Origin of the sequence: Streptomyces sp. A5-4, assembly GCF_051131715.1 — a bacterium.
Lineage (GTDB): Bacteria > Actinomycetota > Actinomycetes > Streptomycetales > Streptomycetaceae > Streptomyces.
The window spans coordinates 2178756-2202573 of sequence record NZ_CP178591.1 but is presented as its reverse complement, the minus strand read 5'-3'; the positions used below and the strand labels follow the sequence as shown (position 1 = coordinate 2202573).

Here is a 23818-nt window from a genome sequence, read left to right as displayed (position 1 = left end):
CCATGTCCCGTCTCGTCGACGCGCACCACCACCTCTGGGACCTGTCCGTCCGCGACCAGGACTGGATCACCGGACCCGAACTGGCCCCGATCCGCCGGGACTTCCTCATCGAGGACCTCGCGGCGGAAGCGGCGTCCGCCGGAGTCGACGCGACGGTGCTCGTCCAGACGGTCACCGTGGCCGAGGAGACCCCGGAGTTCCTCTCCCTCGCCCGTACGAGCCCACTGATCGCGGGCGTCGTCGGCTGGACCGACCTGACCGCGCCCGGAGTCGCCGATGCGCTCGCCGAGCTGCGCGAGGGCGCCGGTGGCGAGCACCTGGTGGGCATCCGGCACCAGGTGCAGGGCGAGGCGGACCCGGGGTGGCTGCTGCGTCCCGACGTGCGGCGGGGCCTCGAAGCGGTCGCCGCGGCAGGGCTCGCCTACGACCTGATCGTGCTCCCCGGCCAGCTCCAGGCCGCGACCGAGGCGGCTGCGGCGCACCCCGGGCTCACCTTTGTCCTGGACCACTTGGGCAAGCCGCCGGCTGCGGCGGGCGCGGTGCAGCCCTGGGCGTCGGACGTGCGGGCGCTCGCCGCGCTGCCCAACACGGCCTGCAAGCTGTCGGGCCTGGTCACCGAGGCGCGCTGGGCGAACTGGCGGCTGCCGGACCTGCGGCCGTACGCGGACACGGTGCTCGACGCCTTCGGCGCGGACCGGGTGATGTTCGGCTCCGACTGGCCGGTGTGCGTGCTGGCGGCGACGTACGGGGAAGTGCTCGGCGCCGCGCGGGAGTTGGTGGCGGGTCTGGGGGAGGAGGAGCGGGCCCAGGTCTTCGGGGGGACGGCGGATCGGGTGTACGGGCTGGCGGGGACGGGTGGCGAAGCGGGGTAGGGCGCTGCGCGCGGCCTGTTCCCCGCCCCGCCCCTTCCGCAAGTCCGCAAGTCCGCACACGCTGGACGGGCTGACGTCGCCCGGCGTTCTCGGCCCGTCCGGGGGCTGGGGGCTTGCTCCCGTTTCCGGAACTGGCCCCCGGTAACGGGAGTGGTCTCCGCCGCAGGCGACCCGCGCCTGCCTATCCCGGCCCCACAACCCCCCGAGCCACCCCCAGCTCCACCAAGTCCTTCGGACGCAGCCGCAATTGGTCCGCCGTGTCGCGCACCGCGCCCGTCGGCCGCTTGAGGATCGCCGCCGCGGCTTCCGGGGCGATGACGGAGAAGTAGCTGTCCGGGGTGACCCACGTGTGGTCGGGCGCGGCCAGCGCCAGCGCTCCGCCCGAGCCGCCCTCCCCGATCACCAGTGTGGTCACCGGCACACTCGCGGTGGCCACCGCGGCGAACGCGTCGGCGATGGCCGCGCCCGCCCCGGCGCGCTCCGCCCGGTGGTCGTTCGCCGCGCCCGGCGTGTCCACCAGGGTGAGGACGGGGATGCCGAGCCGGTCCGCGAGCCGGATCAGCCGGGCGGCGGTCCGGTAGCCGGCCGGCAGTGTCGCGGTGCCGCACTGGGCGGCGTACGCGACGGTCCGCCCCTCTCGCAGGCCGAAGCCGCACAGCATCCCCGCGTCCACGCCGCCGCAACGGTCGCCACTCACCGATTCCCGCAGCTCGAAGTACGCGTCGAGGTACGCCCCGGCCCGGGGCCGGGCATCGGCACGGGCCCGCCGCACCGCGTCCCACCCGCTCTCCGGCGGCTGCGCGGCGCCGAACGCGGCGGGTGGCGGCGCGGCGGCCGGTGGGCTCCCCGGCCGCCCGGCCAGCAGCGTCAGCCAGCGCCCCAGCGAGGCACGCAGGTCCTGCGGCGCGACGACCTGGTCGATGTGTCCGGCCGCCAGCTGGCCCTCCGCCGTGTACGCGCCCGGGTCGGCGTCCGGCGGCCGTACCCGTGATCCGGCGAAGCCGACCTGTGCGCCGGGCAGGGCCAGGATCACATCGGCGCCCGCGCCGAGCGTGGCCCAGCCGCCGCCCGTCGTGGGGTCGCGCAGCACCGCGATCTGTGGCAGCCCGGCGGCCCGGTTGAGCGCCGACTGGCGTGCCACACGCTGGAGTTGGGTCAGGGCGCGCATGCCCTCCTGCATCCGGCTGCCGCCCGTCGCGACGAGCGAGACCAGCGGCAGCCGTTCCTCGCGGGCCGCGGTGTACGCGGCCTCGATGCGGTCGCCGGTCCGCTCGCCCAGCGACCCGCCCAGGAAGCCGAACTCGAACGCCAGCAGCACGGCCCGCCGCCCGCCGAAGGTGCCGACGCCGCAGACCACGGACTCGCGCTCGCCGGTGCGCTCCCGGGCGCGGGCGTGCGCGACGTCGTAACCCTCCCAGCCGATCGGCCCGTCCTGGGTGGACACCCGCTCGGACACGACGAGTTCGACGAAGGCGGAGCCGTCGACGACGGCGGCGATCGCCTCCCGGGCCGTCAAACGCCCGTCCCTCGTGCGCCTGTCTGTCGGGTGCCTGTCTGTCGGGTGCTCAGCCATGCTTCAGTTCCCGCTTCATGATCTTGCCCATGTCGTTGCGCGGCAGAGCGGCGAGGTGGTGGACGACGCGCGGACGCTTGTGCGGCGCGAGCAGCCCGGCCACATGGTCCGCCAACTCGCCGAGTGCGGGTGGTTGTTCGGGATCGGATGGCACCACCCAGGCGACGATCCGCTCGCCCAGGTCCTCGTCCGGTTCACCCGTGACGGCGGCCTCGCGCACAGCGGGGTGTTCGAGCAGCGCGTTCTCGATCTCGCCCGCGCCGATCTTGTAGCCGCCGCTCTTGATGAGGTCGGTGGCCTTGCGGCCGACGATGCGGACATGGCCGTCGGCGTCCCTGGTCGCCATGTCGCCCGTGCGGAACCAGCTTCCGTCGAAGGCGGCGGCGGTCGCGTCCGGCCGGTTCAGGTACTCGGTGAAGAGGTTCGGCCCCTGTACCTGGATCTCGCCCACGCTCTCGCCGTCGTGCGCCGTGATCTCGCCGCCCGCCTCGTCGACGAGCCGCAGCTCCACGCCGGGCAGCGGCACTCCGACGGTGCCGGGGCGCGGCTCGCCGCCGGGCCGGGCGTCCGCCGGACTCGAAGAGCACAGCATCAGCGTCTCCGTCATCCCGTACCGCTCGACGACGCCCCGGCCGGTCGCTTCGGTGATCCGCCGGTGGTCGTGGACGGGCAGCGCGGCCGACCCGGAGACCAGCAGCCGGGCCCCCGCCAGGGCCTTCACCAGCGACGGGTCGCTGCCGAGCGACTCGGCGAGCCGGTGGTACATCGTCGGGACGCCGAAGAGCATCGTGGCGCCCGCGCCGAGCTCACGCGTGACGCCCGCCGCATCGAACCTGCCCAGGTGGCGCACCTCACCGCCGCGCCGCAGCGGGCCGAGGATGCCGAGGATCAGCCCGTGGACGTGGAACAACGGCAGGGCGTGCACCAGCACGTCGTCGGCCGTCCACCCCCACGCGCTCTCCAGCGCGTCGAGCGTCGCGGCGATCGCCCGGCGCGGCAGGACGGCGCCCTTCGGCGGCCCCGTCGTGCCCGAGGTGTAGACGACCAGGGCGGGGGAGTCGGGCGGAACCTCGGCCGGTGGCCGTCCGCCCGCACCGGTCGACCGGACGTCGATACGTACCAACTGATCCAGCGTCGGGGGGAGTTCGGTGCCGGGCGCGGCCAGCACCATCGAGGGCGAGCTGTCCGCGACGATGTGCGCCAGCTCCCGCTCGCCGGTCCTGGGGTTGATCGGCACCGAGGGCACGCCGGCCCGTAGCGCGGCGACCACGCCCACCACGGTCTCCAGCGACGGGGTCGCCCAGACGGCGACCCGCCCCGCCCCGCCGATCCGGGCGGCGACCGCGTCGGCGGCGGCGGCCAGCTCCGCGTAGGTCAGGGAGCGCTCGCCGAACCGCACGGCGGTCCGGTCGGGCGCCGCGTCCAGGGCGGGCAGGAGAGGGAACACGGGGCGTACTCCTCGCTGTCGACAGGGCTGCATCGACTCTATGGCAGCGATCTACGGCAGGGGCAGGGCGGCCTTCATGGCGTCCGCCACCACCGGCCCGAAGCCGATCCGGACCGTCCGGGCGCGGACCCGCGCCGAGATCCGGGCGCCGACGAACCGCTCATCGCGACGAGCAGTCGCCGCCAGGCAGCGCGGCGAGCACTTTTCCACCCCCGCCCCGCCCCCGGAGCCCGCCCCCGGCGCCTGGTCCCGGCTCCGCCCCTGCGGCCACCACCGGCGTCCGCCCGCGCCCCCGGCTCCCCGCCCCGGCGTCAGAGCGCCGACTGCCAGCTGACCGTCGTCCCGCGCACCCCGTCGTCCCCGGTGCCGTCGTCGCGGACCGTCAGCCGTACCCCGTCCCGCCCCTCCGGCAGCCGCACCTTCGCGTTGATGTCCACCCGCACCGACGTCACCCCCGCCCGCCGGTGCGCTGTGGCCAGTGCGCCGCGCAGCGCCGTCAGCAGTTGCTTGTCCACCGGCTCCGACACCAGCGCGTCCACCGCGCCGGTGAAGTGCACCGACGGGGGGAAGCCCAGCAGTGCGGCGGCGCCCGCCGTCTCGCGCAGCACCCGGCCGCGGAAGGTGGCGGGCGCGTCCGCCGGGGGCTGTTGCAGGGCGAAGATCGTGGTCCGTACCTCCTGAATGGTGGAGTCGAGCTCGTCCACGGCCCTGCCGAGCAGCTCGTCCAGGTCCGCCGCCGAGGCCCGCCGCCGGGTGGACTCCAGCATCATCTCGGTGGCGAACAGCCGTTGTACGACCAGGTCGTGCAGGTCCCGCGCGATCCGGTCGCGGTCCTCGAAGACCGCGAGCCGCTCCCGGTCGTGCCGGCTGTCCGCCAGGACGAGCGCCAGCGCCGCCTGCGAGGCGAACTGCGAGGCGAGCAGCCGGTCGACCGCCGTGTACGGGGTGCCGCCGGGCTTCCGGGGGAGCGCGAGCGTGCCGATCAGCTTCCCGCCGCTCTGCAGCGGCAGCATCATGCTCGGGCCGAAGTACGCGCGTACGGTTGTGGTCATCCGGGGGTCCGTCGCCGAGTCGTCGATGAACACCGGCTCTCCGCCCAGCAGTTGCACCAGTACGGGGCTGCCGGGTTCGATGACGGCGCCGATCAGGGCGGCCGGGTCATCGAGGGTGGAGGCGGCGACGATCTCCATGCCGCCCTCGGGGGTGGGCTGCAGAATCACGCCCGCCGATGCGTCGGCGAGGATACGGGCCCGCTCGGCCACCGTCATGAGCGCGTCGGCGGCGCTCTCCCCGGTGAGCAGGGCCGTGGTCACGGCCCCGGCGCCCTCGATCCAGTGCTCCCGGCACCGGGCCGTCTCGTACAGTCGGGCGTTGCCGATCGCGATGCCCGCCTGCGAGGCGAGCACTCGTAGGAGCGCCAGGTCGTCGGCGGAGAACACGGCGCCCGCCGGGCCGCGCTTCTCGGTCAGATAGAGGTTGCCGAAGACCTCCGTGTGCACCCGGATCGGCACGCCGACGAAGGACCGCATGGGGGGATGGCCGGGCGGCAGGCCCGCCGAGCGGACGTCGTCCGCGATGTCCGGGACGAGCAGTGGCCTGGGTTCGCGCACGAGATGGCCGATGAGGCCCGTGTGCCCGTCCGGCAGCCGCCCGATGCGCTCCCTGGTCTCCTCGTCGACGCCCGTCGTGAACAGCTCGGTGAGGACGCCGCGCTCGGGGTCGAGGACCCCGAGCGCGCCGTACCGCGCCTCGGCCAGCTCGGTGGCGGTGTCCACGATGCGCTGGAGGGTGCTGCGCAGCTCAAGCTCCGTGCCCACGTTCAGCACGGCGTCCAGCAGTACCGGCAGCCGGGGGGTGACGCTGCCCGCACCGTCCTGGTTCATGTCCGGTCCACCGCCCACGCACCCTCCAACAGCACCGCTCAGCCGTTGAGCGGGTCGAGAACCATCGGCTGGATCTTGCCTTCCAGCATCGCTCCGAGCCCCAGTACGGCGCAGGTGTCGGGGCGCTCCGCGATGCGCACCGGCATGCCGGTCGCGTCGCGCAGCCGCTGGTCCAGGCCGGGCAGCAGCGCGCTGCCGCCGACCATCATGATCCCGCACTCCGCGAGGTCGGCGACCAGGTCGGGCGGGCAGTCGCGGAGCACGCGCCCGATGCCGTCGAGCACGGCCGTGAGCGGGGTGTGGATGGCTTCGCGCACGGCGGCGGTGTCGACCTGCACGGAGCGGGCCAGGCCGGTGGCCACGTCCCGGCCGTGGATCTCGGTGGACGTCGGGCCCTGCACGGTGAGCCCGTTGCCGCTGAGCGCCAGCTGGAGCGGGCGCACCGACTGGCTCGGCAGCATCAACTCGTGCTGGTGGCGCAGGTGCTGGATCACCGCGTGGTCGATGGCGTCGCCACCGACCGGGATGCGCTGTGCGGTGACGATGGAGCCGAGCGAGAGGACCGCGACCTGTGTGGTCGCCGCCCCGCACACCATGATCATGGAGGCCGAGGGCTGCTCCACGGGCAGTCCGCAGCCGACGGCGGCGGCGATGAGGGTGTCGACGAGCTCCACCCGGCGCGCGCCGAGCCCGACCAGGGTCTCGACCGCGGCGCGCTGCGCGAGCGGGTCGCTGTCGTGCGGGGTGGAGGCGGCGGCGCGCAGCCGGGGCTTGCGGCGCAACTGGCGGCGGAGCTTCTCGCCGAGCAGGTGGCGCAGCATGCGCTGGGCCATCTCGATGTCGACGACGGTGCCGCCGGAGACGGGGCGCACCACGCGGATGTAGTCGGGCGTGCGGCCCGTCATCTGTTCGGCGAAAGTACCCACGGCGATGAGTGCCCCGGTGCGGGTGTTCACGGCGGCCACACTGGGTTCGTCGACGACGAGCCCGACCCCCTTCACATACACGCGGGTCCTCGCGGCCCCGAGATCGACGGCGATATGGCAACGGCGCAACTGCTCAAGACTGACGGTCACGGCGAGTTCTCCCGAGAGCGCTGGCGCGGACGGTCCGGCGGGCTGCCGGGTCCGAGGGGGTCTGCCCCTGTTCGCATCGTGCGGTGGGTGCGGGGCGTGCGCGCGCTGGGATGAGCCGGTCGGGGGTACGGGCTGACGTCGTGCAGGAGACAACCTTCACGGCGTTACGTCACGGGCCGTCAGAGTCACGGGCCGTCAAAGTCACGAGGTGTCAGCAGTCCGGGCCCCGCGCAACGCCGGGAGGCGGCAGGGAACCGCGCCTCCCGCGACGCCATGAGGCGTGGGAGAACTACGCCCCCGCGACGTCACGAGGTGACAGCAGGCCGCACCCCCTGCAACAGCCCCCAGGTGAACTCCGCGACGCACTGCCCTCCGTCGGGCAGCGTGATCCCGAGCCGCCACCGGGTGGGCGCCGTGCCCTCCATCGGGCGGGCCGGCGGGAAGGCGCGGGCCACCTCGTCCACCGTGCACGACCAGGGGCGCAGATCGCCGGCGGTCCGCAGCCCGGGGGTGCTCGCGCCGGGGGCGCGGACCAGCCATTCGTTCCAGACGGCGCCGCCGGGCGCGGTCAGCACCTCGAAGCGCAGGTCGGGCCAGAGCGGCACCGGCCAGGCCAGCGCGTCGCACTCCAGGTCGCCGATCCTGCGTCGCGCGGACGTCTCGGGCGGCCCCAGCACCGACCGGTAGCGGGCCACGCTGCCCCGCCCCCGTGGTGAGCGCACCATGGCCTGCCAGCGCCGATTCGCCTCGCGCATCTCCGCGAGCGAGACGCCGAGCTCACGGCGGGCGTCCTCTACGAGGTCCGGCTGGTGGTCGGCCATCCGGCGCAGCAGCACCAATTGGAAGTCGAGCGGCCCGAAAATCTCCATGCCCCCATCCTGCCCGGGCCCACTGACACGCCGCGGAAGGATCACTTCCACACAAGATCCTCACAGCCGGGCCTCCCTGTGACGCACCGCCGCCGCATAATCTGCGGGCGCCATGGACTACTGCCACCCCTGCCGCAGGCACCTCAACGGCGCCCTGGCCTGTGCCGGGTGCGGAGCCCCCGCCGAGGCGCTCGGCCCCATCGACCCCGCACGGGCCCCGGCCGCCGATGCCGCCGCGCCCGCCGGCCCCGACGAAGCCACGCCCTCGGGTGCGCCGGAGCCCGTCGGTCACCGCCGCGGCGGCGCGGGTGGCCGGGGTGGCGGAGGCGGGGGGCGCGCCAGGAGCCGGGCCAGGGCGCACCGGCGCCGGGGCCGCAAGGTGCTCCTCGTCTGCCTGGGCCTGGTGCTGGCCGGGGGCGCGCTGAGCCTCGCCGAGCTGGCCACGGAGTCCGTGGGCGAGGACCGGACGTCGGCGCCCACGTCGGACGAGAGGGATGCGCTGCCCAGCCGCTCGGGCAGCGCGGAACCCTCGGAGGGCGGCGTTACGCCGGCTCCGGAGCGGACCGCGGATCCGGACGAGTCGGCACGTACCGCGTCCGCGTCCGCGAGCGGGCCGGCGTCACCCGGAGCTTCGGACACCTCGTCCGCGCGGGGCTCCGCGTCGGCGACGGTCCCCGCCGGGACGTCCCCCACCGCGCCACGGGCGCCCACGAGCGGGACGAGCCGGCCGCCGGATCCCGCCCCGTCCTCGTCGACGAACCCGGACCCGGACCCGGACGACCCCGTGCCCACACCGCCCCCGGAGCCCACCCCCTCCGAGAGCTGCACCCGCTTCCTGTGGTGGTGCGACTGACCCGGCCGCAGGGCCGCTCGGAGTCACTCGGCCATCGTTCAGCCACTGCTCAGCCGGTGCCCAGCATCCGCTTGAGCAGGTCGCGCAGCATCGTCCGCTCCTCCACCGACAGCTCGCCGAGCGGCTCGCGCGCGAAGTCCAGCGTGTCGCGGAGCCTGGCCGCGGTCCTGCCGCCGTCCTCGGTGACCGCGGCGAGCTTGACCCGCCGGTCGCTGGGGTCGGGCCTGCGCTCCACCAGGCCGCGCGACTCAAGACGGTCGACTATCCCGGTGACGTTCGACGGCTCGCACTTCAGTTTCTGGGCTATCCGACGCATGGGCATCGGATCGAGGGAGAGCAGACCCAGTACGCGCGCCTGGGCGCCGGTGAGTCCGTGCTTGTACGCGGCCTCGTCGTACTCCTCGTAGTAGCGGGCGACGACGGAGCCGATGAGCTCGACCACTTCGACGGTGAGCGGGTCTGTGCGAGGCGTCATGCCCTCCATCGTACCCACTTACTTGACAACATGAAATATCCAGGAGCATTGTTAGTTCAGAACATGAAGCTTTTTCGAGGAGGCCGTACCCCATGACCGCTCTGCCCACGACCGGCCGTTCCTGGCACCTTGTCGCCCGACCGCACGGCTGGCCCAAGGCTGAGGACTTCGCGCTGCGCGAGGTCCCCGTGACCGAGCCGGCCGAGGGCCGGATCCTCGTCCGCAACCTGCACTTCTCGGTCGACCCGTACATGCGCGGCCGGATGAACGACGTGAAGTCGTACACCCCGCCCTACAAGCTCGACCAGCCGATGGACGGTGGCGCGGTCGGCGAGGTCATCGCCTCCCACGACGAGCGCTTCGCTGTCGGTGACCATGTGCTGCACGGCCTGGGCTGGCGCGAGTACGCCGACGTGCCCGCCCAGTACGCCACCAAGGTCGACGCCTCGCTGGCCCCGCTCTCCGCCTACCTCGGCGTCCTGGGCATGACCGGGCTCACCGCCTACGCGGGCCTCTTCGAGGTCGCCTCCTTCAAGGAGGGCGACGCCGTGTTCGTCTCCGGCGCGGCCGGTGCGGTCGGCAGCCAGGTCGGCCAGATGGCCAAGCTCAAGGGCGCCTCGCGCGTCATCGGCTCGGCCGGCTCCGCCGAGAAGGTCAAGCACCTCACCGAGAAGTACGGCTTCGACGCGGCCTTCAACTACAAGGACGGACCGGTCGCCCCGCAGCTTCGCGAGGCCGCCCCCGACGGCATCGACGTCTACTTCGACAACGTCGGCGGCGAGCACCTCGAAGCGGCCATGAGCTCGTTCAACGTGCATGGCCGCGCCACCATCTGCGGCATGATCGCGCAGTACAACAACACCGAGGCCACACCGGGTCCGCGCAACATGGCGCTGATCATCGGCAAGCGGCTGCGGCTCCAGGGTGTGCTGGTCGGAGACCATGTCGCGCTCCAGCCGCAGTTCGTCGAAGAGGTGTCCGGCTGGATCCGCTCCGGCGAGCTGAAGTACGACGAGACCGTCGTCGAGGGCATCGAGAACGGCTACGACGCGTTCGTCGGCCTGCTCCGCGGCGAGAACACCGGCAAGATGATCGTTTCTCTCAACCGGTAGGGTCACCCCCCAGGCCGCCGCGGTCCGTGGGCGCGAGTCGCGGCGTACAAGCAGGAGGTTTTCTCAGCATGACCATCCAGAACATCGACGTGAAGTACACCGCTGTCGCCACCGCGGAGAACGGCCGTGACGGCCGGGTCGCGTCGGACGACGGCAAGCTCGACGTAGTGGTGAACCCGCCGAAGGAGATGGGCGGCAGCGGCGCCGGTACCAACCCCGAGCAGCTCTTCGCCGCCGGTTACAGCGCCTGCTTCCAGGGCGCTCTCGGCGTCGTCGCCCGCAAGGAGAAGGCCGACATATCAGGCTCCACCGTGACCGCGGAGGTCGGCATCGGCTCGACCGAGGCCGGCGGCTTCGGCCTTGAGGTCAAGCTTTCCGCCCACATCCCGAACGTGGACGCGGCCACCGCGAAGGACCTGCTCGAGAAGGCGCACCAGGTGTGCCCGTACTCGAACGCCACCCGCGGCAACATCAAGGTCGAGCTGTCCGTCGTCTGACGCACCGCGCCGGCCGGTGCGACCTGACCGGCTGACATGACATGAAGGGCCGCACACCCCTCCGACCGAGGGAGGTGCGGCCCTTTGTCGTCCCCGGGAACACTTCGGGCTCCTTTCGGAGCCGCCCGGCCATTGCCCGCCGAAGTGGGCCGCGGATAGCCTGTGTTCGCTATTCCGACCAACGGTCGGAGTGTCGAACAGAAGGGGTGGGTGCCCACCCATGGGACGACTGGTCCCCGCAGTGACCCGGTCGCTGGACATACTCGAACTCTTCCTCCAGGGCGACGGGACCCTCACCGCGCCGGAAGTCACCCGCAAGCTACAACTGCCGCGCACCACCGTCCATGAGCTGCTCACCACGCTCGCGGCCCGCAACTACCTGGTGGCCCTCCCCGACCAGCCGGCCCGCTACCGGCTCGGTGTACGGACGTACCAGCTCGGCAGCCGGTACGCCGAGCAGCTCGACCTGGCCGCCGAAGGCCGGCAGGTCGCCCGGGAGGTCGCGGAGACCTGCGAGGAGACCGTCCATGTCGCGATCCTGGAGGACGCGGACGTCATCTACATCGCCAAGGTCGATTCCACCCACGCGGTCCGCATGGTCTCGGCCGCCGGGCGCCGGCTGCCCGCGCACTGCACCTCCGTCGGGAAGATGCTGCTCGCCTCGCTGCCCGACGCCCGGCTCGATGCCACGATCGAGGGGCGCGAGCTGGCCGCGATGACCCCCAACAGCATCACCGACCCGGCCGAGCTGCGCGCCGCCCTCGCGGTGATCCGCGAGCGCGGTATCGCCGTGGAGCACCGGGAGTCCAACCCGGACGTGAGCTGTGTGGCCGCGCCGGTGCGCGACAGCGTGGGCCGGGTGGTCGCCGCGCTCTCCATCTCGGTGCCGATGATCAGGTGGAGCGACGAGCGGCAGGCCGACCTGGAGCAGCTCGCGGCCAAGGGCGCCGGCGAGCTCTCCACCCGCCTCGGCCACCGGGGCCAGGCGTGAGTGCCGAGAACGCCGGGCTCGCCGTGCGGGAGCGCGCCGCGCTCGGCGAGGGGCCGACCTGGGACGCGGCGGCGGGCCGGCTGATCTGGGTCGACATCCTGTCCGCGCGCATCCACACCTACGACCCGGTGAGCGGCAACCGCACGGTCATGGCCACCGAGCAGCACGTGGGCGCGGCCAAGCCGCGCGCGGGCGGCGGCCTGGTGGTCAATCTCCAAGGCGGCATCGGGCTGTACGACGCGGACCTGGCCTTCTCCTGGCTGGTGCGCGACCCGGCGGCGGGCCGCCGGGGCAATGACGCGGCCGTCGCCCCCGACGGGGCGCTCTGGGCAGGCACCATGCGCTACGACGAGGCGCCGGGCGGCGGAAACCTCCGCCGGGTCGCGCCGGACGGCGTCGTCACCGAGGTGCTGGGCGAGGTGTCCGTCAGCAATGGCACGGGCTGGAGCCCGGACGGGCGGCTGATGTACTACGTCGACACGCCCACCCGCCGTATCGATGTGTTCGACGTCGAAGGTGAACGGGCCCTGAACAGGCGCCCGTTGGTACGGATCGAGGACGGTGCGGGCTTTCCCGACGGCCTGACCGTCGACGCCGGGGGCGGCATCTGGGTCGCGCTCTGGGACGGCGCGGCACTCCGCCGCTATACAAGCGAGGGCGTGCTCGACCGGGTCGTCGAGCTGCCCGTGCGCCGCCCCACGGCCTGCGCGTTCGGCGGCGCCGGCCTGCGCGACCTGTACATCACCACAGCCCGGGTCGGCCTCGGCTCCTCCCCGCCCCCGCTGTCGGGCTCGCTCCTGGTGCTGCGGGACGCGGGGCAGGGCCTGCCGGGGACGCCCTTCGCAGGCTGAGGGCGCGGAGCCCCGGTTCGGGAAGGGGCGGGTGGGGGAGAAGCCCGCCGCAGCCGCGCCCCCGGACCCCCTACCGCGCCTCCGCCGCCCGAAGCACCGCCGCGGCCAGCCGCTCGTTCTCCGGCGCCGGTCCGCCCGGGAACGCGAACCGGCGCCGGGTGTACCCGTACGCCACCCCGCTCCGCGGATCCGCGAACGCCTGCGATCCGGCGGCCCCCGCGTGCCCGAACGCCCCCGCACCCAGGAAGGGGTAGGTGTCGGACACCACCTCGAAGCCGAGCCCGTAGCTGTGCCGACCGCGGATCACCTGGTCGTAGCCGTCCGAGTGGATCTGGCCGAACTCCGCCGCCGTGTCGGGCTTCAGCAGCGGCGCCCGCCCGTCCACCTCCCCGATGGCCGCCGCGTACATCTTCGCGAGCCCGGTCGCGGTGGCCACTCCGCCCACCGATGCGGGGCTCTTCGCGCGCGCCGTCCGGGTGTTGACGAACGCCACCAGATCCGTGGGGTGCTCACCGTTCTGGTTGAAGGCGATCCCGCCGATGCTCCGCGGCGATGCCGCCCCCGCAGCGAGCTCCGCCTGCTGGTCGGGCGTCGGGTCCATCGGCAGGATGTCCAGGACCCGCGACTCCAGCTCCGCGGGCAGACCAAGGTGGAAGTCCAGGTCGTACGGCGCCCGAACGCGCTCCTCGAAGACCTCCTGCAAGGACTGTCCCGTGGCCCGCCGCACGACCTCACCAATCAGCGCGCCGATCACGAGCGCGTGGTAGCCGAAGGCCGTACCCGCCCGCCAGTACGGCCGCTGCGAAGCCAGCCGCTCGGCCATGACACGGTCGTCGGCCAGCTCCGCGTCGGTGAAACCCGCGTCCGCGCCGACGACCCCGGCCCGGTGCGCGAGCAGCTCCCGCAGCGTCAGCAACTCCTTGCCCGCGACCGCGAACTCCGGCCAGTAGTGCCCCACGCGCCGGTCCAGGTCCAGCACGCCCTCCTGCACGAGCAGCGCGACGGTGAGGTACGCGGCCCCCTTCGTGGAGGAGAAGACGCTGGTCAGCGTGGTCCCGGTGATCTCGTCGCCGCCCCACAGGTCAACGACCTGCCGGCCGCCGGCGAAAGCGGCCAACTGGGCGTCCGCGTGTCCCGGCCGCTCCTCGGCCAGGACGGCGGCGAACTCCTCCCGTACTTCCTCGAAACCCTCGGCGACCGTGCCCTGCACAGTGACGTTGTCCGACATCGCGTGTTCCCCCGCAACTCCGTGTGCGTATTTCTGTTCAAGTGACAGGGGGATCAAGCGCCGGCCGCCGCGAGGTTATTCCGAGGTCAGTGCGCCGAGTTCAGCAACGCCCGGCCCACCTGCGCGTACGCGCCCTTGGGGTGCGCACGGAACAGCGGCTCGGTGCCGAAGAGCACCGCGTCCGCGCCGCCCGCCGTCGTACCGCTGACGACCGCCGCCCGTCCGGCCGCGTCCGCCGGGCCGCCGCTGCCGTCCGCCGCCGCCCGCCAGTGACCGGAGACCAGCGGGTTGCCCGCGCCGTACGACTGCTCGACGCGGACGCCGGGCCCGAGGTCGGTGAACCACATGGGGGCGTAGACGAAGGTGTGGCCGGGTGCGCCACCGGTGACCGGACCGGCCACGTTGACGACCTTCACCACACCGTTCGCGTCCTCGTTTCCCCGCACCGGCTTCGCGGCCAGCAGTTTGGCGTCGGCGTTGAGTGCCGCTCCCACCGCGCCGCGGCCGACCACACCACCGCCGCCGGCGAGGAACGCCTCAAGTGCGCCCCGGGCGGCCGGGTTCAGCTTCCCGTACTCCAGCCCGGCGGAGACGAAGAGCACATCGGCCTTCCCCCAGTCGAAACCCGCGTTGAGCACGGCGGTCGACACCGGCAGCACCTCGAAGCCCATCTCGCGCAGCGCGAACAGCTCACCGGGGCTCACCGCTGCGGCGACCCGCGTGCGGTGCAGCGGCGCCACAGCCTTGGCCTTCGTCGCGTGGAAGGCCACGCCGAGGCGGTTCGCCAGCACGGCGGCCCGCTTGCGCGCGGAGCCGGGCACGAGCGCACTGCCATCCGCCGCCCGGCCCACCTTGACGCCGTCCCCGAGGAGGGAGTTGAGCGCCTCGATCTCCTTGGGGTCGTCCAGCCGCAGCCGGAGGCCGCCACGGGGTGCGACCTGGCCGGTCGGGGACGCGGCATGGACTGTACGCCGCGAGAAGTTCAGCCCGCCCGGTGCCTTCCGTACCTTCTCCACGCTCGCGCCCCACAGCAGCCCGAGGCTCCAGCCCGAGATGTCGTACATCGTGGAGACGTCCGCGCTGATGTCCCGCCCCTCGGCGAGGATCACATTGGCCAGTCCACGCTTGGGCTGACGCATGTCGACGACGTACGACCCGGCCAGGTAACTCCGCCCCGCGATGCGGAAGTTGGTACGCGCGCGCTCGACGCGCACATCGTTGGCCACCAGGTGGTCGACGAGACGGGCCGCGGCGGCCGCGGAACGCTGCCCGCGCCCGGCCGCCGGAATGACGTACGCCCGCGGGAAGTTGGTCGTGTACACGTCCTCGGGACCGATGCCGGGGACGCCGGGCACGGTCTCCTCCGACACCTCCACCTGCGCCGCGCCCACCGCGCCGCGCCGGAAGGTCTCGATCTGGTCGGCGAGCACCGAGGTGCGGTGGGCCGCCGTGTAGGCGAGGGTCGCGCGCATCGCCGCGCCCGCGATGTCCGTGTTGATGGCGGCCCTGCGGCGCAGCTCGGTGACCGGGAGGGTCTCGTACGCCTGGTTGTTGACCTGCATCGGGAACTCGATGGTGTGGGCCGCGACCGCCCCCTGGAACGGCATGTACTGCGGGGTGAAGATCGGCGGCCAGTCGTCCCAGCCCTCCTGCTGGTCACGGAAGGGGATGACGGCCGGGTCGACACCGTCCTTGGCGGGTGTATAGCCGAGCCCGTTGACGGCCTTCTCCATGCCCAGCGCGTTCGCGTAGGAATTCTTGAGGAACAGGTCGTACTCGTAGTTCTCGCCGTGCGGCGGGGTCGTCGGCTCGATGAGGGTGCCGTTGACGTACCCGTGCAGGTCGATCATCACGGCGGGCTGCTTGGCGATGGCGATCTGCCGGAGCGCCCGTGCCTCGGGCTGGGTCGCGGTGATGAAGTCCCGGTTGAGGTCGAAGCCGTTGGCGTTGGCGCGGGTGCCGGCGATCCGCCCGTCGGGATTGGCCGTCACATTCAGATAGATACGGGTCTTCGCCAGCAGCTCGGCGGTCTTGCGGTCCTTCGCCTTCGCCAGTTCCTCGATGAGGCCGAGGGAGGCGTCCGTGCCCTCCCATTCGTTGCCGTGAATGTTGTTGTTGATCAGCACCGGTGCCTTGTAGGCCGCCTTGACGCGCCGGTCCTTCGCGGCGCGGGCCGGTGCGTTCTCGATCAGCTCCCGCATGCGCTCCTGCTCGCGCGTCTCGCGGGAGCTCTCCGGCGCGGTGACGGTCACCAGGTACAGCTGATGCCCACCGGCCGACTTGCCCGCGACCTCGACACTCACCCGATTGCCCAGCTTCTGCAGGGCGTTGAGCCTGGGGGCGATGGAGTGGTACGGCGTGAGGCCGAGCTTGATGGACTTGTCGGCCGGGTTCGGCGCGGGCGCGGTGAGCTCGGTGCGCCGCGGATACCCGCCTTCGCGGCCGAGGCCCGGCGTCCGGGCGTCGAGCGCGTTCGCGGCGGCGCCGGCCGGGGTGCGGGCGGCCTGCCCCTGAGCGGCCCGCTCGCGATGTGCGCCGTCCCCGTCACCGGCGCCGGGCGGGGGGCCGGGCTGCGCGGTGGCGGGGACGGGGGCGAGCAGAAGGGCGCTCGCCATGACGGCGGTCGTGATCAGAAGGGGTCTCGGGATGCCTTGGCCCATGCGTGCGTACCTCCGGGGACGTGCGTCGTCGATCAGTACGTCGATCAGTACGCAGGGTCTACCGGTTCGATCCGGTCACGGCAAGGGGGTGCTGTGACGTCTGGGGCATACGGGGGGGCCAGGGGGAGCGCGGGAGCCGTGTCAGGAGCCGACCTTCCGCTTGTTGTAGACGTCGAAGCCGACCGCCGCCAGGAGCACGAGCCCCTTGATCACCTGCTGGTAGTCGGTGCCGATGCCCACCAGCGACATGCCGTTGTTGAGCACGCCCAGGACCAGTCCGCCGATGACCGCGCCGAAGACCGTGCCGACGCCGCCGCTCATCGAGGCGCCGCCGATGAACGCCGCCGCGATGGCCTCCAGTTCGAAGTTCATGCCGGCCTGCGGGACGCCCGCGTTGAGCCGGGCCGCGTAGACGATCCCGGCGAGCGCGGCGAGCACGCCCATGTTCACGAAGACCAGGAAGGTGACGCGCTTGTCCTTGACGCCCGACAGCTTCGCCGCCGCCTGGTTGCCGCCCAGCGCGTACACATGGCGGCCCACGATCGCGTTGCGCATGACGAAGCCGAAGCCGATGAGCAGCGCGGCGAGCAGCAGCAGCACGACGGGCACCCCGCGGTAGCTGGCCAGGGTGAAGGTGAAGGCGAGGACCGCCGCCGCCAGTGCCACGCACTTGGCGAGGAACAGGTTGCGCGGCAGGACGTCGAGGTCGTAACTCTTCTGCCGGCGGCGGTCGCGGACCTCCTGGAGCAGCGCGAAGGCGAGCAGCGCGAGTCCCAACAGGAGTGTCAGGTTGTGGTAGTTGGAGGCCGGACCGATCTCCGGGAGGTAGCCGGTGGAGATCTTCTGGAAGCCTTCGGGGAAGGGGCCGAGCGAGCGGCTGCCGAGGAGGATCTGCGTACCGCCGCGGAAGAGCAGCATGCCGGCCAGCGTCACGATGAACGACGGGATGCCGACGTACGCGATCCAGAAGCCCTGCCAGGCTCCCGCGATCGCGCCGATGACCAGGGCGAGGACCAGGGCCAGTACCCAGGGCACATCGTGCTGGACCATCATCACGGCGCAGGCGGCGGAGACGAAGGCGGCGAGCGAGCCGACCGACAGGTCGATGTGGCCCGCGATGATGACGATCATCATCCCGATGCCGAGGACCAGGATGTAACTGTTCTGCAGGACGAGGTTGGTGACGTTGTTCGGCATCAGCAGGACGCCGTTGGTCCAGATCTCGAACAGGACGACGATCAGCGCGAGCGCGATGAGCATGCCGTACTGGCGCATGTTGCGGCGGGCGGATTCCAGCAGGACCGCGCCGGCCGTGGGCGCGCTCCTGGCGCCGGGCGGGCTGCTCTTGGGCGATTCGGTGGTGGTGACCGGGGGCATCTGCGTTACCTCTTGTCGCTGGTCATGTGGCGCATCAGCACCTCTTGGGTGGCGTCCGCGCGGGCGATCTCGCCGGTCAGCCGGCCGGCGGACATCGTGTAGATGCGGTCGCACATGCCGAGCAGCTCGGGCAGCTCGGAGGAGATGAAGACGACCGCCTTGCCCTCGGCGGCGAGCTTGTCGATGACGGTGTAGATCTCGTACTTCGCGCCGACGTCGATCCCGCGCGTCGGCTCGTCGAGGATCAGCACATCGGGACCCGCGAAGATCCACTTGCTGAGGACGACCTTCTGCTGGTTGCCGCCGGAGAGCCTGCCGACCTGCTCGAACACGGTCGGTGCCTTGATGTTCATGCTCCTGCGGAACGACTCGGCGACCCGGGTCTCCTCGTGCTCGTCGACGACCCCGCGCCGCGCCACCTTGGGCAGGGCGCTCAGTGAGATGTTGCGGCCGATGGTGTCGATGAGGTTGAGGCCGTACTGCTTGCGGTCCTCGGTGACGTACGCGATGCCGTGTCCCACTGCCTCCGGGACGCTGCGGGTGCGGATCTCCTTGCCGCCCTTGTGGACCCGGCCGCTGATGTTCCGCCCGTACGAGCGCCCGAAGACGCTCATCGCCAGCTCGGTGCGGCCCGCGCCCATCAGTCCGGCCAGGCCGACGATCTCGCCGCGCCGCACCTCGATCGACACGTTGTCGACGACCTTGCGCTGCTGGTCGATGGGGTGGTGCACGGTCCAGTCGCGGACTTCGAGTGCGGGGTGCGCGCCCGGCTCGCCCTCGTAGGGGGTGCGCTCGGGGAAGCGGTGGTCGAGGTCGCGGCCGACCATGCCTCGGATGATGCGGTCCTCGGTGGTCGAGCCGTCCGCCACGTCGAGGGTCTCGATGGTGCGGCCGTCCCGGATGATCGTGACCGAGTCGACCGCCTCGGCGATCTCGCCCAGCTTGTGCGAGATGATGATCGAGGTCATCCCCTGGTTCTTCAACTCGCTCATCAGCCGGAGTAGTTGAGCCGAGTCCTCGTCGTTGAGCGCTGCCGTCGGCTCGTCCAGGATGAGCAGGCTCACCTCCTTGGAGAGCGCCTTCGCGATCTCGACGAGCTGCTGCTTTCCCACCCCGATGTCGGCGACCCGGGTCTGCGGGTGCTCGTTCAGGCCGACCCGCTTGAGCAGCGCCGAGGCGTGCCGCAGCGTCTCGTTCCAGCTGATGATTCCGTGACGGGCGTGCTCATTTCCGAGGAAGATGTTCTCGGCGATGGACAAGTACGGCACCAGCGCGAGTTCCTGATGGATGATCACGATGCCCCGGGCCTCGCTGGCCCGGATGTCCTTGAACGCGCACGGCTCGCCGCGGAAGAAGATGTCCCCCTCGTAACTGCCGTGCGGATGTACGCCGCTGAGGACCTTCATCAGGGTCGACTTGCCCGCGCCGTTCTCCCCGCAGATCGCGTGGACCTCGCCCTCTGCGACGGTCAGGGACACGTCGGAGAGCGCCTTGACGCCGGGGAAGGTCTTGACGATCGACCGCATCTCAAGGACGGGTCCCCGGCCGGCCGGTGACTGGTCACTCACAGGTCGCTCGCCTTGATGTAGCCCGAGTCGACCAGCAGTGAGCGGTAGTTGGACTTGTCGACGCTGACCGGGTCGAGCAGAAAGGACGGCACGACCTTCTTCTCGTTGTGGTACGTCTTGACGTCGTTGACCTCGGGCTTCTTGTCGTTCAGTACGGCGTCGGCCATCTGTACGGCCTGCTTGGCCAGCGCCCGGGTGTCCTTGTAGACGGTCTGGGTCTGCTGCCCCGCGATGATCGACTTCACGGACGCGACCTCCGCGTCCTGCCCGGTCACCACGGGATACGGCTTCGCCTCCGTGCCGTAGCCGTCCGACTTGAGCGCGGACAGCACACCGATCGAGATGCCGTCGTACGGCGACAGCACCGCGTCCACCTGCTGCGAGGAGTACGCGCTGGTCAGCAGGTCGTCCATGCGCTTCTGCGCGGTGCCGCCGTCCCAGCGCAGCGTGGTGACCTGGTCCAGCTTCGTCTGCTTGCTGCGGACGACGATCTGCTTCTTGTCGATGTACGGCTTGAGGGTCTTCCACGCGCCCTCGAAGAAGTACCCGGTGTTGTTGTCGTCCGGCGACCCGGCGAACAGCTCGACGTTGAACGGGCCCTTCTCCTTGCCGTCCTTCAGGCCCAACTTGTCGACGATGTAACCGGCCTGGAGCTCACCGACCTTCTCGTTGTCGAAGGAGGCGTAGTAGTCGACGTTCGGGCTGCCGAGGATCAGCCGGTCGTACGCGATGACCTTGACGCCCTGCTCGTCGGCCTGGCGCAGTACGTCGCTCAGCGCGCGGCCGTCGATGGACGCGACGACCAGCACGTCCACCCCCTTGGTGATCATGTTCGCGATCTGGGAGACCTGCTGGTCGACGTCGTCCTCGCCGTACTGGAGGTCCGTCTTGTAGCCCAGCTTCTTGAACTGGGCCACCATGTTGTTGCCGTCGGCTATCCAGCGCTCCGAGGACTTGGTGGGCATCGCGATGCCCACGGTGGAGCCCTTGCCCCCCTTCTTCTCCTCCTTGCTGCCACCCTCGCCGCTCTGCCCGCAGGCGGAGAGGGTCAGGGCGAGGACGGTGGTGACGGCGAGGGCGACAGTGCGGGTGCTGCGCATGGCGATCAGTCCTTCTCGGTGGGGAAGCGGGTGAGCGGCCCCGGCAGCCGGGAGCCGAGCGGCGACATTCCGCCGTCCGCGCCGTGCCTGGCCAGGAGGTCGAGGGCGAGCCGTCCGCGCCGGACGCGCTCGCGGGCGGTGTCGAGCGTGAGGTCGCGCAGATGGGCGCCGTACGGGTAGATGCCGGGCGCCCTGGACAGCCCGAACTTGAGGTAGATCGGGGCACCCCGGCGGATCAGCTCGGCCGTCTCGTACATCCGCACATAGCCGCCGAGGTCGTCCGGCGCCTCGATGTACAGGTCCATGGGGGCCCGGGAGACCCGCCGGATCTCGGTGAAGTGGGCGAGGGCGAGGTCGGACGGGATGTTCACGGAGTCGGCGCCGAGCCGCTCATGGACGGCGTACGCCGCCGGATTGACCGGCCCGATCAGTGCGGACACCTTGAAGGTGGTGTCGGCGGGCAGCACCCCGAGCGAGCGCAGCCGGTGCAGCGACCACAGCACCCCCTCGTCGGCGACGAGCAGGCATTTCACCCCCAGCTCCGTCGCGCGTACGGCGTCCTCGACGCAGCCCGCCAGCGCGTCGTGCCCCCGGGCGCGCAGCCCCGCACCGCCCGACGCGGTGCGGGTGGAGCCGCCGGTGTCCCAGGTGCCGCGCGGCCCGGTGAACAGGCACAGCTCGATGTCTTGGGCCTCGCAGGCGTCGGCCATCTCGGTGATCTCGTCGTCGGAGAGCATCCAGATGCCGCTGCCCTGGCTGATGCGGTGGACGGGTACGTCGAGGCGCGAGCTCTCCTTGAGCACGACGGCCAGCGCCTCCGGGCCCTCGCAGGACGGGACTTCGGTGCGCCAGGTGCCGCCGTCGGGGAAGGTGTGCGGGGATGTGTCGGCGGGGTCGACGGCGGGCGCGGCGAGGCCGAGCGCCGTGAGGGCCTGCTCGCCGGGGCGGCGGGGGCGGGGGTCCGGGGTCTGCGTCACGTGGGCGTCCCTCGTCTTCGGCAAGTTCACTTCGTTCGATATTTCGGACGGAGTTCGGCTCTGTGGGTAAGGCTCGGTGGGGTGGGTACGACTCACGGCCGCAGCAGCACCTTCCCGGTCTCCGGGCCGCCGCCGCCCACCAGCGCCAGCGCGTCGGCGAACCGCTCCAGCGGGAACTCATGGGTGATCAACGGCGCCGGATCGAGCAGCCCGGCCGCGAAGGCCCGTACGGCGAAGGACCAGGCGGCCGACGGCGCCCCGAAGACGCTGCTCACCGTCAGCTGGCTCAGCGACAGATGCACCGGGTCGATGCCGATGGCCCCGGGCGTGAACATCCCGGTCAGCACCACCCGGCCACCGCGCCGCGCCAGCAGACAGGAGTCGGCGGCGGTGGACGGCGCGCCCGCGGTCTCCACGACCAGGTCGTAACGGCCGCGCAGCGCCTTCGCCTCCTCGGGGTCGCACACCACGCTCGCGCCGAAGTCCAGGGCCTGTCGGGCGCGTCCGGCCCTCGGGTCCACCACCGTCAGCTCCGCGGGCGACCCCGCGGCCAGCAGCTGGACGGCCAGCAGCCCCAACGTGCCGGCGCCCACCACCGCGACCCGCTCGCCCGGCTCGGCCCGGCCGGTGCGGACCGCGGCGGCCACCACCGCGGCCGGCTCCAGCAGGGCGGCGGCCCGCAGATCGGCGCCGTCGGGCAACGGGTGCAGCAGCCGGGCCGGGACCAGCAGATGATCCGCGAATGCGCCGGGCCGGGTGAAGCCCGTCTCGTCGTACCCGGTGGTGCACAGCGAGGTCTCCCCGCACCGGCACCGCTCGCAGGTCCCGCACGCCCGGAAACCCTCGGCGACCGCCTTGCGCCCGAGCAGCGCCGCGTCGACGCCCTGGCCCACCGCGTCGACGGTCCCGGACCACTCGTGGCCGGGGACGACCGGGTAACGGACGTATGCCGGGTCGCGGTGGCCGTCGTAGACCTCGCGGTCGCTCATGCAGATCCCGGCGGCGGCGACCCGCACCCGCACCTCGCCGGGCGCGGGCACCGGAGGCTCACCGGCGACCAGGCGGTGCGCGCCGGGCCGGTCGACGACGATCGCCCGGCTCACCGGGTCCGGGGTGGCGTTCACTTGGGCTTCCTCTGCTCCCAGCCGTCGGCCCACAGGTCGAACCTGGCTTGCTGCTGCGGGAATTCGGCCGCCGCGTCCACATCCAGTTCGACACCGAGTCCAGGGGCGTGCGACAGCTCGAAGTAGCCGTCCACGACCTGTGGTGCGCCCTTGACCACCTTCTTGATCTCGGCGTCCGCGAAGTCGTTGAAGTGCTCCAGGATCTTGAAGTTTGGTGTTCAGCCCGCGAGTTGGAGCGAGGCGGCGGTCAGCACCGGGCCGCCGACATTGTGCGGGGCGATCATCATGTAGTGGGTCTCGGCGGTCGCCGCGAGCTTGCGGGCCTCCAGGATTCCGCCGATATGGCCCAGGTCCGGCTGGATGATGTCCGCGGCCTGCGACTCGAACAGCTCACGGAACTCGATCCGGTCGTGGATGCGTTCACCGGTGGCGATCGGCAGGTCGACCTTCTCCGCGACCTTCGCCAGCGCCTTGAGATTCTCCGGCGGTACGGGCTCCTCCAGCCACGCGGGCTTGAACGGCGCCATCTCGCGGGCGAGGCGCACCGCCGTCGACGGGCTGAAGCGGCCGTGCATCTCCAGCATCAGCTCGGTCTCCGGGCCGATCGCGTCGCGCACCGCCTCGATCAGCGACACCGCGTACAGCGAATCGGCGTGATCCAGCTCCAGGTGCCCGGTGCCGAAGGGGTCGATCTTCAGGGCCCGGTAGCCGCGCTCGACCACCGCCTGGGCGGCCTTGTGATAGGCCTCCGGCGTCCGCTCGGTGGTGTACCAGCCGTTCGCGTACGCCTTGACCCGGTCGGTGACCTTCCCGCCGAGCAGCTGCCAGACCGGCACCCCGAGAGCCTTGCCCAAGATGTCCCAGCAGGCCATCTCGACCACCGCGATGCCGGACATGACGATCTCGCCCGCACGGCCGAAGTCGCCGTACTTCATGCGGCGTACGAGATCCTCGACGGCGAACGGGTCCGACCCCGCGATGTGGTTGGCCTCCGCCTCGCGGAGGTACCCGAGCAGCGCGTCGGTGTGCCCGAGCATGCGGGTCTCACCCACCCCGGTCAGGCCGGAGTCCGTATGAACCTGCACGTAGGTGAGGTTGCGCCAAGGCGTCCCGACGACGTGCGTGCTGATTCCCGTAATGCGCACGGCAGTTGCCTCCCGGCCTGTTCGATATTTCGTCATACGTTCGAAATGCTGGCGTGACGTTAATAACGAGCCGGGGGGAGTGTCAATGGTTGGCGCAGAGCCGCTGTCCGGACCCGCCTCGGTGACCGGCGCGGCGGGGC

20 protein-coding genes and 1 pseudogene are annotated in these 23818 nt (G+C 71.9%); 6 read left to right on the top strand and 15 right to left on the bottom strand.

What is annotated here, in order from left to right; all coding sequences use genetic code 11:
- Positions 1-2: 2 nt before the first annotated feature.
- Positions 3-872: an amidohydrolase family protein gene (locus ACLLJJ_RS10120; RefSeq protein WP_434589117.1), complete on the top strand. Its 870-nt coding sequence runs from the start codon at positions 3-5 to the stop codon at positions 870-872.
- Positions 873-1053: 181 nt separating this feature from the next.
- On the opposite strand, the gene ACLLJJ_RS10115 is transcribed toward ACLLJJ_RS10120, so the two are convergent.
- The 6 genes from ACLLJJ_RS10115 to ACLLJJ_RS10090 form a co-directional block, all read right to left on the bottom strand.
- The gene (locus tag ACLLJJ_RS10115; RefSeq protein WP_434589115.1) at positions 1054-2445 is read right to left on the bottom strand and encodes a carboxyl transferase domain-containing protein; all 1392 of its coding nucleotides are present in this window, start codon (positions 2443-2445) and stop codon (positions 1054-1056) included.
- Positions 2438-3892: an acyl-CoA synthetase gene (locus tag ACLLJJ_RS10110; RefSeq protein ID WP_434589114.1), complete on the bottom strand. Its 1455-nt coding sequence runs from the start codon at positions 3890-3892 to the stop codon at positions 2438-2440. The genes ACLLJJ_RS10115 and ACLLJJ_RS10110 overlap by 8 nt, the downstream gene beginning before the upstream one ends.
- 51 nt (positions 3893-3943) lie before the next feature.
- The gene (locus ACLLJJ_RS10105) at positions 3944-4102 is read right to left on the bottom strand and encodes a hypothetical protein (RefSeq protein ID WP_434589112.1); all 159 of its coding nucleotides are present in this window, start codon (positions 4100-4102) and stop codon (positions 3944-3946) included.
- A 101-nt stretch (positions 4103-4203) separates the two neighbouring features.
- Positions 4204-5775 carry a sensor histidine kinase gene (locus tag ACLLJJ_RS10100; protein WP_434589110.1) on the bottom strand — a complete coding sequence of 524 codons (1572 nt, stop codon included), beginning with the start codon at positions 5773-5775 and terminating at the stop codon, positions 4204-4206.
- Positions 5776-5813: 38 nt separating this feature from the next.
- Positions 5814-6851, bottom strand: a complete 1038-nt coding sequence (locus ACLLJJ_RS10095; RefSeq protein WP_434589108.1) for a rod shape-determining protein — start codon at positions 6849-6851, stop codon at positions 5814-5816.
- 305 nt (positions 6852-7156) lie between these two features.
- Positions 7157-7720, bottom strand: coding sequence for a hypothetical protein (locus ACLLJJ_RS10090; protein ID WP_434589106.1), 564 nt, complete (start codon positions 7718-7720; stop codon positions 7157-7159).
- Between the two features lie 112 nt (positions 7721-7832).
- Here ACLLJJ_RS10090 and ACLLJJ_RS10085 point away from each other — a divergent pair, with 112 nt between their 5' ends.
- Positions 7833-8573: an SCO2400 family protein gene (locus ACLLJJ_RS10085; RefSeq protein ID WP_434589104.1), complete on the top strand. Its 741-nt coding sequence runs from the start codon at positions 7833-7835 to the stop codon at positions 8571-8573.
- Positions 8574-8622: 49 nt separating this feature from the next.
- Here ACLLJJ_RS10085 and ACLLJJ_RS10080 read toward each other — a convergent pair whose 3' ends face one another.
- A complete protein-coding gene (locus ACLLJJ_RS10080; RefSeq protein WP_434589102.1) occupies positions 8623-9048 on the bottom strand; it encodes a MarR family winged helix-turn-helix transcriptional regulator in 426 nt (141 codons plus the stop codon).
- 92 nt (positions 9049-9140) lie between these two features.
- On the opposite strand from ACLLJJ_RS10080, the gene ACLLJJ_RS10075 reads away from it, so the two are divergent.
- From ACLLJJ_RS10075 to ACLLJJ_RS10060, 4 genes are all read left to right on the top strand, one after another.
- Entirely contained in the window at positions 9141-10160 is a 1020-nt protein-coding gene (locus ACLLJJ_RS10075; protein WP_434589100.1) for an NADP-dependent oxidoreductase, read from the top strand.
- A gap of 68 nt (positions 10161-10228) precedes the next feature.
- Positions 10229-10657 carry an organic hydroperoxide resistance protein gene (locus ACLLJJ_RS10070; RefSeq protein WP_434589099.1) on the top strand — a complete coding sequence of 143 codons (429 nt, stop codon included), beginning with the start codon at positions 10229-10231 and terminating at the stop codon, positions 10655-10657.
- A 220-nt stretch (positions 10658-10877) separates the two neighbouring features.
- Positions 10878-11648, top strand: a complete 771-nt coding sequence (locus tag ACLLJJ_RS10065; RefSeq protein WP_434589097.1) for an IclR family transcriptional regulator — start codon at positions 10878-10880, stop codon at positions 11646-11648.
- On the top strand, positions 11645-12499 hold the full coding sequence (locus ACLLJJ_RS10060) for an SMP-30/gluconolactonase/LRE family protein (RefSeq protein WP_434589095.1): 855 nt from the start codon (positions 11645-11647) through the stop codon (positions 12497-12499). The genes ACLLJJ_RS10065 and ACLLJJ_RS10060 overlap by 4 nt, the downstream gene beginning before the upstream one ends.
- A 70-nt stretch (positions 12500-12569) precedes the next feature.
- Here the strand turns inward: ACLLJJ_RS10060 and ACLLJJ_RS10055 are convergent, their stop codons facing one another.
- The 8 genes and pseudogenes from ACLLJJ_RS10055 to ACLLJJ_RS10020 form a co-directional block, all read right to left on the bottom strand.
- Positions 12570-13727 carry a serine hydrolase domain-containing protein gene (locus ACLLJJ_RS10055; protein ID WP_434589093.1) on the bottom strand — a complete coding sequence of 386 codons (1158 nt, stop codon included), beginning with the start codon at positions 13725-13727 and terminating at the stop codon, positions 12570-12572.
- A gap of 86 nt (positions 13728-13813) precedes the next feature.
- On the bottom strand, positions 13814-16342 hold the full coding sequence (locus tag ACLLJJ_RS10050) for a M14 family zinc carboxypeptidase (protein WP_434589091.1): 2529 nt from the start codon (positions 16340-16342) through the stop codon (positions 13814-13816).
- A 186-nt stretch (positions 16343-16528) separates the two neighbouring features.
- Positions 16529-17764, bottom strand: coding sequence for a multiple monosaccharide ABC transporter permease (mmsB, locus tag ACLLJJ_RS10045; protein ID WP_434589089.1), 1236 nt, complete (start codon positions 17762-17764; stop codon positions 16529-16531).
- 5 nt (positions 17765-17769) lie between these two features.
- Positions 17770-19290, bottom strand: a complete 1521-nt coding sequence (mmsA, locus tag ACLLJJ_RS10040; RefSeq protein ID WP_434600365.1) for a multiple monosaccharide ABC transporter ATP-binding protein — start codon at positions 19288-19290, stop codon at positions 17770-17772.
- A 38-nt stretch (positions 19291-19328) separates the two neighbouring features.
- Positions 19329-20432 (bottom strand): multiple monosaccharide ABC transporter substrate-binding protein, encoded by a 1104-nt coding sequence (gene chvE, locus ACLLJJ_RS10035; RefSeq protein WP_434589087.1) that lies wholly within the window; start codon positions 20430-20432, stop codon positions 19329-19331.
- Between the two features lie 5 nt (positions 20433-20437).
- Positions 20438-21409 carry a hypothetical protein gene (locus ACLLJJ_RS10030; protein ID WP_434589085.1) on the bottom strand — a complete coding sequence of 324 codons (972 nt, stop codon included), beginning with the start codon at positions 21407-21409 and terminating at the stop codon, positions 20438-20440.
- Positions 21410-21501: 92 nt separating this feature from the next.
- Positions 21502-22533, bottom strand: a complete 1032-nt coding sequence (locus ACLLJJ_RS10025) for a zinc-dependent alcohol dehydrogenase (RefSeq protein ID WP_434589083.1) — start codon at positions 22531-22533, stop codon at positions 21502-21504.
- Positions 22530-23678 (bottom strand): annotated as a pseudogene (locus ACLLJJ_RS10020) (mandelate racemase/muconate lactonizing enzyme family protein). Before ACLLJJ_RS10020 ends, ACLLJJ_RS10025 begins: the two are co-directional and overlap by 4 nt.
- Between the last annotated feature and the right edge of the window lie 140 nt (positions 23679-23818).